Below are 18377 nucleotides of genomic sequence, written 5' to 3' on the forward strand. Positions count from 1 at the left end.
GCCGCGTGCGATTCGATCCGACGTTTATTGCTTGATGACCTGGCCGTATGCGACGAAGCTGTAATCGGCCGCGCGCAGCACATACAGGATGGATCGTTGGAAACCGTTGGTCCCGCGGATCGGCACGAACATGATGGCCGCACTCCCCGACAGCGGAACGCCTGCCGGCACCTGGCAGCCCGTCGACGACGATGCCGTCAAGGTCATGTCGTACATGTTCTGATTCGAGCCGGGCGTGGCGAGCGTCAACGTGCCGCTCATGTTGCAACCGCTCAGCGTGCCGCTCACCGTGCCACCCGATCCGATCGTGAACGACGCGTTCGTCGTCGCCCACGTGCCCACGACGCTATCCTGCGTGACGCTCAGGGCATTTGCCGCGTTGTAGGTCCACGTGAAGTTCGACGCGGTACCGCCTTCGCTCATGGTTCCGGACAGTGTTTGCTTCGCGCTGTACGCCCCGGATCCGGAGTCGATTCTCGTGGTGAATCCGGTCCTGGCGTTGAAGTTGATTCCCGAATTCAGGGACCATGTCGCGCCATTCACCGTCAGATTCGTGAAATCGTCGGACATCACGAACGATCCCAACGTATTCATCGTGGTCAGGTTGTTGTGCGGATCGACGAGGGCAATGGTCGTGTAGCCGAGGGTGCCGGAGGCTGTCCAGATTCCGATTGGAGTGGTGGCCGTCGCGGCCGTCGATCCGGTCTGCGGGGTCGTCAGGCTGGGTAGCGCTTCGCCGACCGTTACGGGTTGCGACGAAGCGACCGGAGCGCTGGCAGCAACAGGCGTAGACGCGACGACGGGCGCACTGGCCGCATTCGCCGCGCCGCCGGAGTTTGCCGGCGTGCCGCCACCATCGCCACCGCCACCACATCCCGCGACGACGAACATCGAGATCACACCAGCCGCCAACAAACCAAGAGAACTCTTCTTCAATTCAACCCCCGAGTTACGATGCATCTTTGGTAATTAAAATTTGAATTTCTGTGTATTGCGTTTTTTCAATAAAAATCGCGTCATGCTTTGCCTTTTTACGTACCTCCCCTAAAACCTCTCGATCGAAAATTTCAGTGCAATCGAAGATGCGCGCGTGATCGCCTCAAAGAGGCGTCTGATGTAACGTCAGTCAACGGACTGGCTGAACGCCATGGCAAAATCGACGCCTCACCGTTGACGGTGATGCCCTTCGGATTCGCCAGGATGAAGTTGACGCGCGGCCCCGCGACCGAGGGCTCGCCCTCGGTCAGACTCGGATCGTATTAGTTACCTGATTGACGATCGTGCGCGGCACGTTGAGATCGCCGGCAACGCACGGCGGGAAGCTTGCGACGGCAAGCACATGCAGACGACGCGCAGTCGGCCAATGCCTGCGCGCCAGATCGGAAAACGACGGGCCATTTGATGGTCATCCACGCGGCTGTTCGGCCCGCGCGGTCCTCGGTTGTTGGTTATGTGGTTGCTTCGGTATTTATTTATTACTTTCTGTTACGAAGTAACGGCACCGGATTCGAGTTCTTTAGGGTGATGTTTGGATGAATTTTCTTTCAAAATTCATTTATATAATTACTTATTCCTTTCATTTTGAGTGACCGCCACATGGCCGCTCGTTGCTCGTTATTGATGGATAGGTCGCCCCTATTTCAGGTTCGCGCCTCTTGCCCGCCCTCAGCTCAAAAGCTGCCCCTCTACACGCCACGAACTCCTGCGATCCAGTGATCCTCGTCGTGCCGCAATCTATTGACGAGCAAGACAAAGGTCTGCAATGGGAGCGCACTTACTCCGTTCTTAGCAACCACCAACGACAGGTGATCTCCGGCGCCAGAATTACAACGGCCTCAGAACTCACGCCTCGCACGTCGAAGACAGCCCGGATCCCAGATCCAGTCTCGTCACGGTACATTTCGATCAGCTTGACTCGCTCGCTCGCGAAGTTCATCACTTCGCGACCGTTACATAGAAGCCGAACCTGGAATGATTCCGAGACGGCGCTGAATGAGATCTCGGCCTCCGTGTCGCCAAGCGGCGACCGCACACGATAGAGGCAGAGCGCAAGGCCAGGATCTTCTTCGGCCGGTTCAATGCCAAAATTCTCCAAAAACACCTGCTTCCCTGGGAAATTCATTTCGGCTTCACCGTATAAAATGGAATCATAGTACTAAGGCGTCGTGCTCCATTGTTGAGAATTTGGAACGTGCTCTCAAATCTTGCCGATTGACCCGACGGCCCTATGAACAGCGAGTCCCTGACTTCAAATTTACCGTATTCAGTAGTAAATGTTCGCGCAATATTGCCCGTGGTATTGACAACATTTTCGAGATGCTCAGTAAGTACTTCGCGGCCGGCCGGCGTATCAGATAGGCCCAGGCGCTTCATCTCCAACGCCAGTTGCTCGGATCGCGCAGTGTTATGGGTACTACTGGTCACTCTCCCGAAGAGATAGTCGAACTTCCCAGCCGCAACTTCGAGGCCGCCATTCTTGACGGTGGCAGCACCTGGGAACTGAGCACTATAGACATTGGCAAGATCCACGTCTCCCGCAGCGACAACTGAACTCGAGGCGGAATTACGCACCTCGCCGGCAGCCCCCCTGCTCGCAGTGGCCGCTGCGCCTGATCGACCCAGCAACGCGGCAACGCCTGCGGTTCCCACCAGAGACACGAGCATCCCGAAATCGGGATCGTCATATGGAAGCATGCCATCCTTCAGGAATGGCACATAGTCCGGCAGACCCGGCACCGTACCACTCAGGAGGTTCGGGATAACCTCCACGCCCCCGAGGACGGTATTCCATGCCGCACGCGCAGCATCCGTGGCGGCGCTCTTCAGCGTCCCGCAATCGTGCCCCTTTGCACACGTGTTGTTTGCGGTCTCGTTCTGCGCTGCGTTTACCGCCCCCTCGATATTCTGGCCCAACAATCCGGCTGCCGCACCGCCTAACAAGGACGTGGCAGCCACGATGGCCGCCAATTGCGCTTGATTGTCAATGCCCTGCCCCTCAGTTACGGCCCTCGCAATCCTGTCCGCAGTCATTGCGGACATGAACCCTCCAATCGCTCCACTAGCGCACCCATTACCGTCAACCGACGATGCTGCGCAACCCAACCCTGCATGCGCCAACGCGTACAACGGGCTGCTCGTGCTCATCCACCACGACGACGATGGCCGGCTGAACGCATCACCAATCCCGTTTGCGCCGACAGCCGCCGCTTGCTGCGCGGCGCTGTTCAACAGTGCGTTGCCGAAGCTACCGCCTTGGAAGAGCGTCTGTACCGACGCACCGATCACTGCCTGCCCACCAATGTTCTGCGCGGTTGCACCAATGTTCGACAGCGTCGTGGCGGACGACGCCTGTGTCACGCCCCCCCCCCAACTCGTGATCCCGGTCGAGCCCAGCAAGCCCTGCGTCAAGCCCGCAGTCAGACCGCTGATGGCCGCGCTTTCGAACGTCTGCTTCAGATCGAGATTGCCGGTCGAAATCACCTGCGACACCGCACCGGCTGCCAACGTCGTCGTCGCTGCAGCCAAACCGGTCGCCGCGGCACTGCCGATCACCGCCAGCGTTGGGCTGATAGCGGCCAATGCGATCGGATCAATCAGGCCATTGAACACTCCGAACATCTCCGGCCCCATGTAGACCGACAACGCGATCGCTGCCACCATGCCGATCAGTTGCCCTATTCCGAAGCTGCCCCCCTCCTTGACGAAATCGCTATGGAGGTTGTCGCTGAGGGTGGTCTGCGTGAATCCAGTGCCGAGCTTTGCGTGAATATCGGCAAGCAACGCCTGTGTGCGGTCCGCATTGACGCTGCCGTCTGCACCCAGCACCTGCAGCGCCCCACCGATCTGGTTGAGCGCCTGCACATTCAGGTCCATGTTCGCCGCGCTCATGAACCCGCCCGGCTGCACCATCGTCCCGGTCGTATTCAGATAGCCGTGATCGACCTTCTGCCAGATCTCCCCGACGTTGACCTGGTTCGCCTGGTTCGTCAGCGTCTGCGTATCGACGCTCAGCGTCCCCGACGCCGTGATGCTCCCTGTATTGAGGATGCTGCCATTGCCGTCCTGATTGAACTTCAGCGTGACGTCGCGGCCGGAGATGTTGCCGCCGGCCGACATCGCGGCAGTGTCCTGTGGCAGATACACCTGCGGCATCAGCGCAGTGATCGTCGGGCACGTCGCCGGCCCGGTCGCGTGACACATCGGGTCCGGCACCGTCTGCTCGACGTACCACAGCATCGGCTTGTCCAACGTATTGATCTGCTCCTGCGTCAACGCCGCGCCGAGCTGCAAACTCCGCGATTTCGAATAATCGATCGCGTTCTGATACAGGTACGCCTTCTCCTGCTCCGTCACCGACACGTTGTTCTTGCTGTCGTACGTCAGCCCATCGACGAAGCTCGCCTTGCCCGTCTGCTGGAGCGCCGCCTGCTGCAACAGCAGATCCTCTTCCTGCGGATTGAAATAGAACAGCGTCGACGACGGCTGAAGGCTCGGCGGCAGATTGTTCAACAGATCCTGCGCACTCAACTGTGCGGCACCCGAACCACCCAGCGACTCATTGAAGTACGACGCCTTGCCGGCCACCGGCGTCGGCAGCGTACCTGTGCCGACCGTACGCGGAATCGACAGGCTCAACCCCGGCAATGTCACCGGGCTCAGCGTGATCACGCGCTGCGGTGCACTCACGCGCGGTGTATAGGTATTCGCCGTCGTGATGCCGTTGATCAGCTTCTGCCCCGTCAACGACACCGACGTACCAAGCACGTTGCCGACGTTCTGGATCTGCCCATTCGACGAGATCGACAGGTTCGGCGCCTGGATCGTCGCCGCGATGTTGCCGACCGGCGTCGGCGGATCGATCGCGCCGCCCGTGCTCGTATACGCACTGCCGTACAGCGCCTTGCACTGCTCCGGCGTACCGCATGCCCAGATATCGTGACGCTTGTCGCTGCTGAACATGCCCGTTTCCTGCACCCAGTGCGAGTGCCAGTAGGCATTCAGGACCTGCGCCTCGTTGACCACCGGACCGGCGACGGCGATCGTCGCGTTGTTGCCGGACGCAATCAGGCTGCCGATGTTGGTCAGGCTACCCGCGTTGACCTGCAGGTTGTTGCCCGCGCTGATCACCGACGGGCTGCCCGTCTGCTGATCGACGTAGCCTTCGCAGTAGCTTTCCTTGTAGCCACCCGCCGTCATACAGCCCGAGTACTGCTCCTTGGTGCCATAGTTCTCATGCACCGGAATCGGCGGCGGCAGGTTGTTCGTGATCGCGCCCGACACGTTCAGCGTGATGTTGTTGCCCGCCACGATGTTGCCCGACGTGTTGTTCAGGCTCTGCGCAGGCTTGGTCGAACTCGCGGTCGAGCCGACGCCGCCGATCACGATATCGTGACCCGCGAGCAGATTGCCGTACGTGTTGTTGATCTGGCCGGCCGCGATGACCAGGTCATGCCCCGCGTAGATCGTTGCGTCGTTCTGGTTGTAACTGAACGTCGTCGTGGTCGGATTGTTGCCGCGCGGCTGCCCCGCGTTACCGCACGCCGAATTCGGCACCCCGGACGCACAGCCGACCTGATTCGAGAAATTCTGCTGGTTTCCGCCCTGGTTCACCACCTGGGTACCGGCTGCCATCACGATGTTGTGCCCCGCGTAGATGACACCAGCGTTGGTCAGCGTACCCGGAGCGGTAATGGACATGTCGTTGCCTGCCGCCAGCAGGCCGAGCGCGCCAGCGTAGGCCAGGGTAGACGTAACGGAATGCGAAGCATTCGGATCGATGTCGAAGCGAATCGTCGGCCCAATAGGTCCGACAAAGCTGTACGGGAACATCGTCGAGCCGCCATTCACCGCGTCCAATGTACCCGTGAACCACGGTGCGTAATTGGTCATCCCGTCCGGACTTTGGGGCGCATTTGCAAGCGTCGCCTTGAGTCGGGAAAGGAACGCGCCGAGCTCACCCTGATCAACCCACTCGCGTACCGTCGAGGCCACCGTCGTATCGACGGCGCCATTCTCCAAGGACCCGACATTGAGCGAAAGATTGCCTCCGGCCGAGACCTGCCCGCTTCTGTTCGAGAGCGAATTCGCACGTATCGAGACATCGCGTCCTGCGGAGATGACGCCCGCCTGGCCAAGCTTGACCGTCGTGGTCTCCTGGTAGACGGTCGGCAATGCGAACGTGGCCGACGACGCCAGTGGCGAGGACCCGGCCCGATGGTTCACATCGAGTACCCACGACGTCGGGATCTCGTTGTTTGTACCATCGCCACTGGAGTAGGCGCCGAACCCTTGACCGATGATCGTGAACGCCCCGCCGGCACCCGCGACCGGGCCGGAGGTCGCGGCATTTCCGGTCGGCGACAACATGTCGCCGAGCGTGCCGGCTGTGGACGTGTATAGCTGTGAACCGGGCCCATATTCATTCCCGGTCGCCGTCTGCTTATGGCCAATGACCGTCGACCAAAGAAACGACGAATCGTCGACCCGCACTGGGCCCGAATCCGTCACCCCGCTGGAGGGCGTACGATCGTTGACGACGGCGCCCGCGTTGATCGTGACGTTGTTTCCAGCGAAGACCGACCCGCCAGTGTTCCACAACGTGCCACCCAGATTGAAGTTGACATCCCCCCTCGACTGCGTCGTCGCCCCCTGATTGTCGTAATTCCAGCCGTTGACGTTGAGAACATTCCCCGCCTCGACCGTCCCACGATTCGTCGTATTACCGTTCAGCGTCAACGCATTGTCGGCATGCATCACCGCGCCGGCCGCGTTGTTCAGCGTGCCGTTGAACGTCACATCGCGGCCGCTAACCTGCCCGTGGTTCTCGAACGTTCCGCCGCCGGACGACAGCGTCAGCGCCGCGGTGCCGGTCATCGTGCCGTAGTTCGCGATGCCGTTCACGCCGGTCAGCGCCACGCTCTGCCCGCCGTAGTTCCAGGTGCCGCCAATGTTCACATAGCCGGCGGTGACCGACAGGTTCCCGCCCTGGCTGATCGTCCCCTGCAGCGGATCGAACGTCATGTTGGTGACGTTGATGCCCATGTTCCGTTGCGCGAGCAACTGTCCGTCCGCGTTGTTGAACGCACCATTCCCGCCGTTGACCGTCAGCGACACATCACCGGTCGCCCCCGTCCCGACACTCGGATTCCCCGCAAAGATGACCCCGTTCTGGTTGTTCAGCGAACCCGTATTGATGCTGAGCGCATCCACCGCCATCAGCGACCCGCCGACGTTCGTCAGCCCGCCGCCCACGGTCACGTTGGTCGTCGTGCCGTTCACCAGCCCCGCATTCGTGAAGTTCGACGCGTTGATCGTCGTCGAGCCGATCGACGCGAGCGACGCCCCCGCCGCGTTCGTCAGGTTCGGCGCGGACACATTGAGCGACCCGGCCAGCACATGCGCCGCGTTATTCAACCCATTCTGCGACGTCAGCGCCGCATTGCCGACCACGTTCACCGCATGCCCGCCGGCCAGCGTGAGCTGATTCGACGCCTGCGCGTTCAGCCCGCCGCCGACGGTCACGTTGCCGAGCGTGACGTTCGCACCGCTCACCTTCAGGTCCTGCGACGCCACGATCGACGCGTTGCCCGCATCCGCCGTCCCTTGCGCAGAAACGGTCACGCTCTTCGAACCGGCGACCGTCCCGTTGAGCGTCACGTTACTGCCCGACACCCCCAGCTGACCGGCCACGACGCTCGAGCCGCCGAGCGTGAGGTTCTGGCCGGCATGCAGCGTCGCATCGCCGTTCGACGACACGCCCGCGAGCGTGACGTTGCCGTTGACACCGTTGACGTTCACCGTGCCCATCGACGACACCGCGCCCGACACCTGCGCGTTGTTCGCCGCCTGGATCTGCACGTTCCCGCCGGACTGCAGCGCGCCGTTGACGGCGACGCTGCCCGTCTGCGACGTCGCGGTCACACCGCCGACCGCGGTCGTCGCGCCGAGCGACATGTCGCCGTTCGACGTCGCCGTGAATTTCCCGGCGCTCTGGATCTCGCCGAGCGTCACGCCTGCGCCGGACGTGACGCCGATATCCTTGCCGAACGTCAGCGCACTGCCGCCCGTGATCGCGCCGCCCGCATTCAGGTTGGCCGCACCGAGGCCGAACAGTCCGCCACCGAGCGTCATCGCACCACCGGACGTCAACGTCGTATCGCCGTTGGCGAGCCCGCCCGTCAGCAGCGCCAGCGTGCCGCCGGCACGCGCCCCGAAATTGCCGACGGCCACGAAGTCGCCGCCCACGGTGAGATTGCCGCTCGTCGCCGTCAACGACGTATCGGCGTTCGAACGAATCGCACCCATGATGCCGAGGTTCCGTCCCGCACCGACCGTCAGGCTTGCGCCACTGCCGACGCTGCCGGCGATCGCCACGTCGTGCGCGGCAGCGATCGTCGTCGCCGTGCCGGACGCGAGTCCGCCGTTCACGATCACGTCGCCGGCACCGTTGTGTCCCTGCGCGCGCAAGTCGATCGCACCGCCCGCCTGCGCGCTGCCGATCGCCAGGTCGTTGCCTGCCGTCATCGCCAGATCGCCGTCGGTCGTGACGCCGCCTTTCACGGCGATGCCGTTCACCGCGCTGACCGTCGCCTGCTTGCCGAACGCGATCGACGCCGCGTCGATCGAACCGCCCGCCGTCAGCTTGCCGGCCTGCTGCGCGGCGATGCTGCCGGTCAGCGTCATGTCGCCGCCAGACGCGAGCGTCGCATTGCCGCCCGACACGGTTTGCCCCGACACCGTGATCGCCTGGCCAGCCGTCACGTTCAGGTTGCCGCGCGCGGTCACGTTCGCCGCGGCGGCGTTTCCGTTCGACGCGGTGATAGTCAGGTCGCCCGCCGTGTTCACGTCGCCAAGCGTGACGTTGCGCGCGGCCGTGATGCCCGTCATCGCCCCCGCGTTGATCGCGTGACTCACGCTGACGTCGCGCGCCGCCTGCAACGAGAACACCCCCAGCGCGGTGCCTGCGCCGCCGAGCGTCACATCACCGCCGCCCGCCAGGCCGTTCGCGACGACCGACAGATCGCCCGACACGGCCTGCACGCTGCCGAGGCCGGCATTGTTGCCGCCCGTCACCGACACGCTCGCGCCCTGCAGCGCCCCCGACAACGCAACGTCGTGCGACGCGACGAGCGTCGCGGCCTGCCCGAATGCCAGCGATCCGGCGCCGGCGATATCCCGTGCGGCCGTCAGCGTGCCGCCGGCCTGCCCGGCCACGCTGCCGCCGATGCCGATATCGCGGCCGGCCTGAACCGTCGTCATGCCGGTCGCGGCGATCGTGCCATCAAGTCGCGCATCGACGCCGGCGCGCACGTCGAGCACGCCGCCCGACGTCGTCGTGCCGTTCAATCGCACGCTGCCGCCCGACGCAGCCACCTTCATGTCGCCAGCGGACTGCGACGTGCCGCTGACGACGACGTCGTTGCCCGCGCTCAGCGCTTGCGCCGCGCCGTTCGCGAGCGTCCCCGTCACCTGCACGTCATGTGCGGCGGTCACGGTCGCCGCGCCGGCCACCTGCGCGGTGCCGCGTACCACGGCATCGCCGCCACCCGCGTTGCCGAGCGCCTTCAAGTCGAACGTGGTCGACGACACGACATCGTTGACGGACGCATCGTTGCCGCCCTGCAACTGCACGCTCCTGGCCTGAACGAGTCCGCCCGACACGGCGTTGCGCTGCGCGGCGGCATCGAACCCGCCATTCAGGAACGACTGCGTCCCGGCGCCGACGATGTCGCGCCCCGCGCGCAGCGTGCCGTTCGCGTCGCCGATCAGCAGCCCACTGCCGGTGTTCAGATCGCGCGCAGCGGTAAGCGTCATGTCGCCGACCGCACTCGTCGTCGGGCCGAGCAACAGATCGCGCCCGGTCGTCACGTCGAGCGTCGCGCCGCTATTGATCCCGCCGGTTGCGGCCAGATCGCCGGCATGCGCGGCAATCGTCATCGCGCCGCCCGACTGGACCGCGCCCCCGATCACCGCGTGGCGGCCCGCGTCGATGCCGACCGTGGTCGCCCCCTGCAGCTTGCCCGGCACCGACACGTCCTGCGCCGCGACCGCGTCGATACGCCCACCGGCGGCAGCCGTGCCGTTGATCGTCAGGTTGCCCGGCCCGGTGTCCGTGCGCGTGCCGTTCGCGCGCAACGACAACGACTCGTCCGCCTGCACGTTCGTCACGCTGGCATTGCCGGCCGCCGTGACCGCCACCGTATGCCCCTGCACCATCCCGCCCTGCACGACGTCGCGGCCCGCATCGAGCGTCGCCGCCTGCGCGAAGGCGATCGTGCCCGCGCCGGTCAGATCCCGGCCGGCGCCGAGCGTGCCGGCCCCGTGGCCCTCGAGCTTGCCGCTCACGTCGATATCGTTGGCCGCGCCGACATGCGCGTCGCCGATGGCCAGCACGGCGCCAGCGATGCGGGCGTTTGCGCCGGCCGTCGCATCGAACGCGCCGCCGCTCGTCAGCGCGCCATCGATCGCGATGTCGCGGCCGGCTTTGAGCGTGGTATTCAGCGCCGAAGCCGTCGTGCCGCCGAGCACGATATCCGTGCCCGCGCTCACCGCGAGCGCGCCGTTCGTCGCGATCGAGCCCGTCGACGCGACATGCCCGCCGCGCGCATCGAACGTCGCATTGCCGATCGCCTGCAATACCCCGCCGTGATCGATGTCGCCGCCCGCGCGGAGCATCACGTCCGCATTGCCGGTCACCGCGCCAGTGGTCCGCAGGTTGCCGACCGCCGCGAGCGTCATCAGCGCGCCCGCGGTCACGTCGTGCAGCGTCGCGTTGCCGCCCGCGGTCACGTCGACCTTGTCGCCACGCAGCGACCCCGAGAGCAGCGTGTCGCCGCCCGACTGCAACGCCGCCGCGCCGCCGAACGACAGCGCCCCTGCCCCGCCGATCGCGCCGCCGGCCGTCAGCGTGCCGCGCCCCTGCGCGATCACCGTGCCGTCCGCGCGCAGATCCCGACCGGCGTTGGCCGTGAGATCGCCGAGCGCCGTCGTGCGCCCCTGGCCGAGATCGATCGTGCCCGCCGCGCCGGCCGACAGGTTGCCGCCCGATTGCAGCGTGCCGGTGCTCGTCAGCGAGCCCGCGGCATTGCGCAGCGTCATGTCGCCCGACGACACCAGCGCGCCGCCGACCGTCGTATTGCCGCCGCCGATGACGTCGAGCGGCCCCGCCGCCTGCAGCGTGCCGTTGACCGTGATGTCGCCGTCCGAGCGCAGCGTGCCCGCCCCTGCCGCATTGACGATGCCGCGCAGCGTCGTCGGGCCGCCGCTCGTCATGTCGAGCGTGCGGCCGGCATTGACGGTGCCGTCGACGGCGAGACCACGCGCTGCGCTCAAGGTGGCATCGGTGGCAGCGTCGAGCTTGCCGCCAACCGACAGCGCGCCATTGCTCGTCGCCACCAGCGGCCCGCTCGCGTGCAGCGTGCCGTTCACGTTCAGATCCGCCGCGGAGTGCAGGGTCGCGTCGGCAAGTGCGTTGACGGCCCCGTTGATCGCCAGGTTGCCGCCACTCGCGGCATTCAGCGATCCGGCCGTCTGCAACGCGCCGTTGACCGTCAGGTCGCCGGCGGCGTTCAGCGTGCCGCCCGCGAGCGAGTTGACCGTGCCGTCGATCGTCAGCGCGCCGCCCTTGGCGTTGACGGTGAGCGCCGCGTTCGATTGCACGTCCTTCAGCGCGACCGCGCGCACGGCGCTCAGCGACACCGCCTGCCCCTGCAGTGCGCCAGTGACCGCGAGGTCGTTGCCGGCCTTGGCAGTGACGTCCTTCGCGAAGACGGTGCTGCCGCCGATCGCGATATCGTTGCCTGCGTTCAGGACCGCGTCGCCCTTGCCGACAACCGATCCGCCGAGCGTCAGGTCGTGCCCGGCCGTCAACGACGCGTCGCCGCCGACGCTCGTCTTGCCGGTCAGCGAGACGTCCTTGGCCGCCGTCAGCACGGCATTGCGTTCGGCCGCGAGCGTGCCCTGCGACGTCACACTGCCGGCGGCAGCGGCGAGCGTCATGTCGCCGGCCGCCTGGACTTGACCGGCGTTGCCAACCGCCACGTCGCGCGCGACGTTGACGTCGAGCGTCGCACCGCCCGCGAGCATGCCCGTTACCTGGACGTCGCGCCCGGCCTGCACGGTCGTCGGCGCATGCGTCGCGCTTGTACCGTCGCCGCCGCCGGCGAGCGCGCCGCGCACAACCACGTCGCGGCCCGCGATCACGGTGGTTCGGCCGATTGCGGCGGCCGTGCCGTTGAACGTCGCGTCACCGTTTCGCGCGGTGACGGACAGCGCCCCGCCCGCCTGGACATCGGCCACGCCGGCGTTGTTGCCCGCGCTGATCCGCAGGTCGTTCTCCAGCACGTTCAGGCCCTGCGTCGCGGATACGTCGCGGGCCGCAGTCAACGACATGCCGCGCGCCGCGCCCACGGTTCCGTTCAGCAGGATGTCGGTGCCCGCCTGCATCGTGATCGCGCCGTTGCCGGCGATCGGCGCGCTGGTTGAGATACTGCCGCCTGTCGCGGTCAGTGCGATGTCGCCGACCGCCTGCATCGCGCCGCTGATGCCAAGATTCCCGCCGGCTTGCAGCGTTGCCGTCGAGCCGGCCACCACGTTGCCCGTCGTCGCGAGATCCTGCGTGGCCGACAGCGACATCGTCGCGGCCGCCGTCACGTCGTGCAGCGACGCCGATCCGCCCGCCTGCGTCTGCACCGTGTCGCCGCGCAGCGAGCCAGTCAAACGCATGTCGCCGCCCGATTGCAGCGTCGCCGCCTGACCGAACGCGATCGCCGCCGTGCCGCCCAGCGCACCACCCGCACTCAGCGCGCCGTTGCGTTGGCCGATCACCGTGCCGTTCGCGGTCAGGTCGCCGCCTGCGCGTACCGTCAGGTCGCGTTGCGCGGTCGTCTGCTGCTTGCCGAGATCGACAGCTTGTGCGGCGTCGATCAGCAGATCACGGCCCGCCTGGATCGTGCCGGTGCTCGTCAGCGAACCCGCTGCGTTCGTCAGCGTCACGTCGCCCGTCGACAGCACCGTGCCACCGATCGACGTGTTCGCGCCGCTCGTCAGCGTCAGCGGGCCAGCGCTCTGCAGCAGCCCGTTCACGGTTGCTGCGCCGCTCGACGTGACGATCGCATCAGACAGCGCGCTGACGGTGCCGCCGATCCCGAGAGTGCCGCCGCTCGTCAGATCGAGACGGCCCGCGCTTTGGAGCGTGCCGGTTATGGTCGCGTCGCTGCCCGAGTCGAGCAGTGCGGTCGACAACGACGTGACCGTGCCGTCGACCGTCAGCGTCCCGTTTTGCGCGTTCGCCTGCAACGCGCCCGACGATTGCACGTCATGCAGCGTCATCGACTGGACACTGCCCAGCGTCACGTTCGTGCCGGCGAGCGAACCTGTCATCGACAGATTTCGTCCCGCCTGTGCCTGAACGTCCTTCAGGAATCCTGTACTACCATCCAGAGCGATGTCGCGCCCAGCGTCGATGCGTGCACCGCCGCGGCCTGCAAGCGTTCCGCCCACCGTCACGTCGCGGCCCGCCTTCACGGCGGCATCACCGGTGAACAGGGTCGCGCCGGTCAGCGCGACGTCCTGCGCCGCGTTCGCCGTCAGTGCGCCTGCGCCGTTCAACGTGCCGGCCGACCTGATGCTGCCGGTCGTCGTCGTGATCGCGAGATCGCCGATGGCCCGGACGGCGCCGCTACCGCTGACGCCGACGTCCCGCTGCGCCGAGAGCGCCACCTGCGTGGCGCCGGTGAGCGAGCCATTCACGACGATATCGCGCGCCGCCTGCACGTTCGTGCCGCCCGCGACGATCGCGTTGCCGTTGAGCGTCACGTCGCCGCCCCCCGCCGTGCCGTTCGACTTCACGTCGAGCAAGCTGCCCGCTTGCAGATCGCCGATCGTCGCGTTGTTGCCTGCATGGACGTGCAGATCCTGGTCGGTCCGCAATGCGCCCGTCGTCGCAATATCGCGACCGGCGGTCAACGTCAGCGTCTGCGACGACTGAATCGTGCCGCTGACGGCAACGTCGCGTCCGGCGCTCAGCGTCGTCGTCGCGTTTCCGATCACGCTGCCGGTCGTCGCAAGGTCCTGCGTCGCGGAGAGCGACATCGCCGACACGGACTGAACGTCGTGCAGCGACGCCGATCCGCCCGCCTGCGTCTGCACCGTGTCGCCGCGCAATGAACCCGTCAGGCGCGTGTCGCCGCCCGACTGCAACGTCGCCGACTGACCGAATGCGATCGCCGCCGCGCCGCCCAGTGTGCCTCCAGCGTTCAGCGTGCCGTTGCGCTGGCCGATCACCGTGCCGTTTGCGGTCAGGTCGCCGCCGGCGTGCACGGTCAGGTCGCGTTGCGCGGTCGTCTGCTGCTTGCCGAGATCGACGGCTTGTGCGGCGTCGATCAGCAGATCGCGGCCCGCCTGAATCATGCCGGTGCTCGTCAGCGCGCCCGCCGCGTTCGTCAGCGTTGCATCGCCCGTCGACAGCACCGTGCCGCCGATCGACGTGTTCGCACCGCTCGTCAGCTTCAACGGGCCCGCGCTCTGCAGCAGGCCGTTGACCGTCGCGCCGCCGCTCGACGCGAGCACCGCATCGGCCAGCGCGTTCACGGTGCCGCCGATCGACAGGTCCGCGCCGCTTGCAATATCGAGTGCGCCGGTCGCCTGCAGCGTGCCGTCCACGCTGAACCGGTTTCCGGCGCGGAACGTTCCTGTCGACAGTGCATTGACCTGCCCCGCGATAGCGAGGCCACCGCCGCTTGTGACGTCGAGGCGGCTCGTGCTTTGCAGCTTGCCCGTCACCGCCGTATCGCCGCCCGATTTGAGCTGGGTGGTCGACAACGACGTGACCGTGCCGTCGATGGTCAACGCCCCGTTTTGTGCGTTCGCCTGCAAGGCCGACGACGACTGCACGTCGTGCAGCGTCATCGACTGGCCGCTGCCCAGCATTACGTTCGTCGCGGCAAGCGAACCCGTCATCGACAGGTTACGGCCCGCCTGCGCCTGCACGTCCTTCACGAAACCCGTGCTGCCGCCGAGCGCGATGTCGCGCCCTGCGTCGATCCGCGCGCCGCCGTGCCCGGACAGCGTGCCGCCCACCGTCACGTCGCGCCCCGCGTTCAGCGTCGTGTCCGCGATCACGCCCGTCGTGCCGAGCAGCGCGACGTCCTGCGCGCCCTGCACCGACAGGTTCGATGCGCTCGTCAACGTGCCGTTCGACGTCACGCTGCCGGTGCGCGCCGTCAGCGCGAGGTCGCCCGTCGACTGGACGGTGCCATGTGCGCCGACCGTCACGTCGCGCTGCGCGTCGAGCGCGAGCGTCGAGCCGCCCGTCAACGTGCCGTTCACCGTGATGTCGCGCGCCGATGCGACGCGCGTCGCGCCGGCCACCTGCGTATTGCCGTTGAACGCCAGATCGCCGCCGCCGGCCGTGCCTTGCGCGCTCACGTCGATCGCGCCGCCCGCATGGATGTCGGCGACGCTCGCGCTGTTCCCCGCGTGCACGCTCAGGTCGCCGTTCGCCTGTAGTACGCCGCTGGTGGCGACGTCGTGTCCGGCGCTGAGGGACAAGCGTCCGCCGCTCGCGACGCGATCGGTCGAGGTGATGTCGCCGCCCTGCGCGGTGAGCGTCATATCGCCCGTCGCGCTCACGGGGCCCGTGAGGCCGATGCTGCGCTGCGCGGTTAGGTCGATCGTCTGGCTGTCGAGGTGGTTGTTCACCTGTACGTCGCGCGAGGCGCGCAGCGTCGTGCCGCCTGTTGCGAGCACGGCGCCGTTCAAGGTGGCATCACCACCCAGTGCGGCAGCGGCCAGCGTGCCGCCTGTCTGGACGTCACCCAGCACGACGTTCGCCCCGCCCGTAATCGCGATGTCGCTGTTCGCCTGCGCGTTCGCGACGTTCACGTTCCCGCCCGCCGACACCGCCAGCTTGCCGCCCGACTGGATCGCCCCGGCCGACGTCACGTCGCCGTTCGCGTTGATCGCGTAGCCGCCCACGCCGACATGCGTGCCCGTCATCGACACGTTGCCCGCGCTCTGCACCGTCGCCTGGTGCTGCGCCGCCGTGCCCGCAATCGATACGTCGCCGTTCGACGACAGCAGCAGATCGCCCGCATTCGCGGCGAGCTGCGCATCGGTGCGCACGCCCATCCCCGCTGCGGTGCTGATCACCTGGATCTGCCCCGCCGTCATCGCACCGAACGCGGTCGCGTCGATCGCGAGCGAGCGATTCGCGCCGCCGTTCGCTGCGTTGATCGCCGCGGCCGAATTGATCGCGCCGTTAGACGCCGTGCCGTAGGTCGTGCCGGTTCCATCCGAGGTGGACGGTGTCACGAACTGCCGACCCGCGATCGTATTGATCCGCATCCCCGCATACAGCGGTGCATTGATCCCGATCGTCTCGCCGATCAGGTCGATCGTGCCGACCGTGCCTTCGATCCCCGCACCGGGGCCGTTCACGCCCGCGTTGCCCTCGATCTGCAGATGGCCGCCCGTCACGTTGTAGCCGATCGCCTTTGCGTTCGCGTAATCGGTCGGTGCACCGCCGACGCCGCTCAGGAACTGCGGCGCCCCCGTCGACAGCGTGACGCCGATCGTATTCGTAAAGCCCGTGCCGCGCGTCGTGATCCCGTTCGGGTTCGCGATGATCACCGTCGCCGGCGCGCCGAACACTTCGAGCGGGCCGTTCAGCAAGCTCGCGTATCCGCTGCCCGTCGACGTGACCTGGTTCACGATCACGCTCGCGGCCCGCCCGTTCAGGTTCGGGTTCGCCTGCACGTCCCCGCCCGTCAGCGACGTGCCCGACATCAGGCTGTTGTTCAGGATCAGCCCGACCGGGTCGATGTTGAAGCGCTGGTACTGGTTCAGCGAGATGCCCGCCGCGTTCGGCGCGGTGATGTTGACCACCGGCACGCCGCCGCCGGCGCCCGTCGATTGCGTGATCGCGGGCTGGAAGGTGATGGGGGCCGTGGGGTCGGTAATGGGTGCGGCAGCGGCGAGTTGCATCGACAGGCGCACGCGCAGCGATGCGATGTCGAGCAGTTGCTGCCATGTGTCGTCGTCCAGGCGGCGGTTGCCGGCACCGAGCATGCCGGCCGCATCGCGGCTCTGTTCGACCGTCACGGTAATCGGGCCGATGAACATCGTCGTCGCAACCAGCGCGCACATCACGCGTTGCCACCAGCTGTACTCGCGCAATGCAAAAGCGTTGACGCGGAAGAAACGCGACATCAACGCTTCCGCACGCTCGCGCGCGCCGACGCGCGCCGCTGCCGCGGCAGCCAGTTGCTGCAAGACCTTACGCTTGGACGTGTTCATTTCTTGTTCGATTCGTGATCGGTTCTTTTCCGTGCGTTGCATGCCACCGGCCGGCCCGGCCGTGGCGGGACGCGATGCCGGGTTTCCCCGCCCGGGATCGCGTCGACGGTTGGCCGGGTCTACGCCCGGCGTGGCCGCTTACTGCTGGATGCGCGCGTTGCGGATCAAATCCGCCACCACCTGCGCGGTCGCCTTCTCGAGCGCGACCTGTTCGAGCTGCTGACGCAGCGTGTCCCTCGCCTGGTCGAACGCCGGCACCTGCGTCGGCCGCTTGTCGTCGACGCGCACGATCCAGTACGCATCGCCGACCTGCACCGGTTCGCGCGTGAGACCGCCTTGCGGCAGCTTCACGAGCGCCTCGGCGAGCGGCTGCGGCCAGTTCTGCGTATTGCCGGCGGTGATCGGCGTCTTGAACGAAATCCAGTTCAGCGCGCCGCCCTGCGCGGCAGCCGGCCCCTTGCTGAATTCCTGCGCGAGCTTGCCGAAGTCCTCGCCCTTCTTCAGGCGCGAAATGACCTGCTTCGCGGTGTCCGCATCGTTCACCGCGATCACGCTCGGCTTGTATTCGTTCTCGCCGAGCGTCGCGACGATCGCGTCGTAGCGCGCCTTCACGTCGGCGTCGGCCACCGGTGCCGGCCGGACCTGGTCGCGCAGGTATGCCTGCGTCATCGCGAGCGCCTTCGCCTGCTCGACCGCGGCGACGACCTGCGGCTTCGTGTCGTAGTGCTGCTTGAGCGCGGCCTGGCGGAACAGCTCGCGCGCGATCAGCTGGTTCTTCAGCGCATCGCGCAGCGCGGGCGTGTCGGGCGCTTTCCCCGCGCGCACGGCGTCGTCGATCTGCGCCTTCGTGATCGGCACGCCGTTCACGCTCGCCACCGCATCGGCGGGCAACGGCGCGGAAGCGGCGAGCGCCGCGTCGGCGGCCTTGCGGGCGGTCTTGTTCGCCGCGTGCGCATGCGGCGCGGCCACGCCGCAGAGCGCGGCGACGACGAGCCCGAGGCCCATGTGGCGCACGTGCGCGGCGAGGTTCGATCGGGCTGCGACGACACGACGGTTCGACAGGCGATGCATGAGGTTCTCCT

4 protein-coding genes are annotated in these 18377 nt (G+C 66.6%); all 4 read right to left on the reverse strand.

Going from position 1 to position 18377, the window contains the following annotated elements; translation table 11 throughout:
- Window positions 1-24 precede the first annotated feature (24 nt).
- Complete coding sequence (locus tag HWY45_RS02915) at window positions 25-936, reverse strand: hypothetical protein (RefSeq protein WP_230946910.1); 912 nt, start codon at window positions 934-936, stop codon at window positions 25-27.
- A gap of 838 nt (window positions 937-1774) precedes the next feature.
- A complete protein-coding gene (locus tag HWY45_RS02925) occupies window positions 1775-2122 on the reverse strand; it encodes a hypothetical protein (RefSeq protein ID WP_059884457.1) in 348 nt (115 codons plus the stop codon).
- Complete coding sequence (locus tag HWY45_RS02930; protein WP_230946909.1) at window positions 2119-17295, reverse strand: two-partner secretion domain-containing protein; 15177 nt, start codon at window positions 17293-17295, stop codon at window positions 2119-2121. The genes HWY45_RS02925 and HWY45_RS02930 overlap by 4 nt, the downstream gene beginning before the upstream one ends.
- A gap of 138 nt (window positions 17296-17433) precedes the next feature.
- Window positions 17434-18366: a peptidylprolyl isomerase gene (locus tag HWY45_RS02935; RefSeq protein ID WP_059884535.1), complete on the reverse strand. Its 933-nt coding sequence runs from the start codon at window positions 18364-18366 to the stop codon at window positions 17434-17436.
- Between the last annotated feature and the right edge of the window lie 11 nt (window positions 18367-18377).

Origin of the sequence: Burkholderia stagnalis, assembly GCF_902830275.1 — a bacterium.
Classification (GTDB): domain Bacteria; phylum Pseudomonadota; class Gammaproteobacteria; order Burkholderiales; family Burkholderiaceae; genus Burkholderia; species Burkholderia stagnalis.

Coding starts and splice junctions, on each gene's coding strand:
- HWY45_RS02925 (WP_059884457.1), bottom strand. CDS start 2,122: ATGAATTTCCCAGGGAAGCAGGTGTTTTTGGAGAATTTTGGCATTGAA.
- HWY45_RS02930 (WP_230946909.1), bottom strand. CDS start 17,295: ATGAACACGTCCAAGCGTAAGGTCTTGCAGCAACTGGCTGCCGCGGCA.
- HWY45_RS02935 (WP_059884535.1), bottom strand. CDS start 18,366: ATGCATCGCCTGTCGAACCGTCGTGTCGTCGCAGCCCGATCGAACCTC.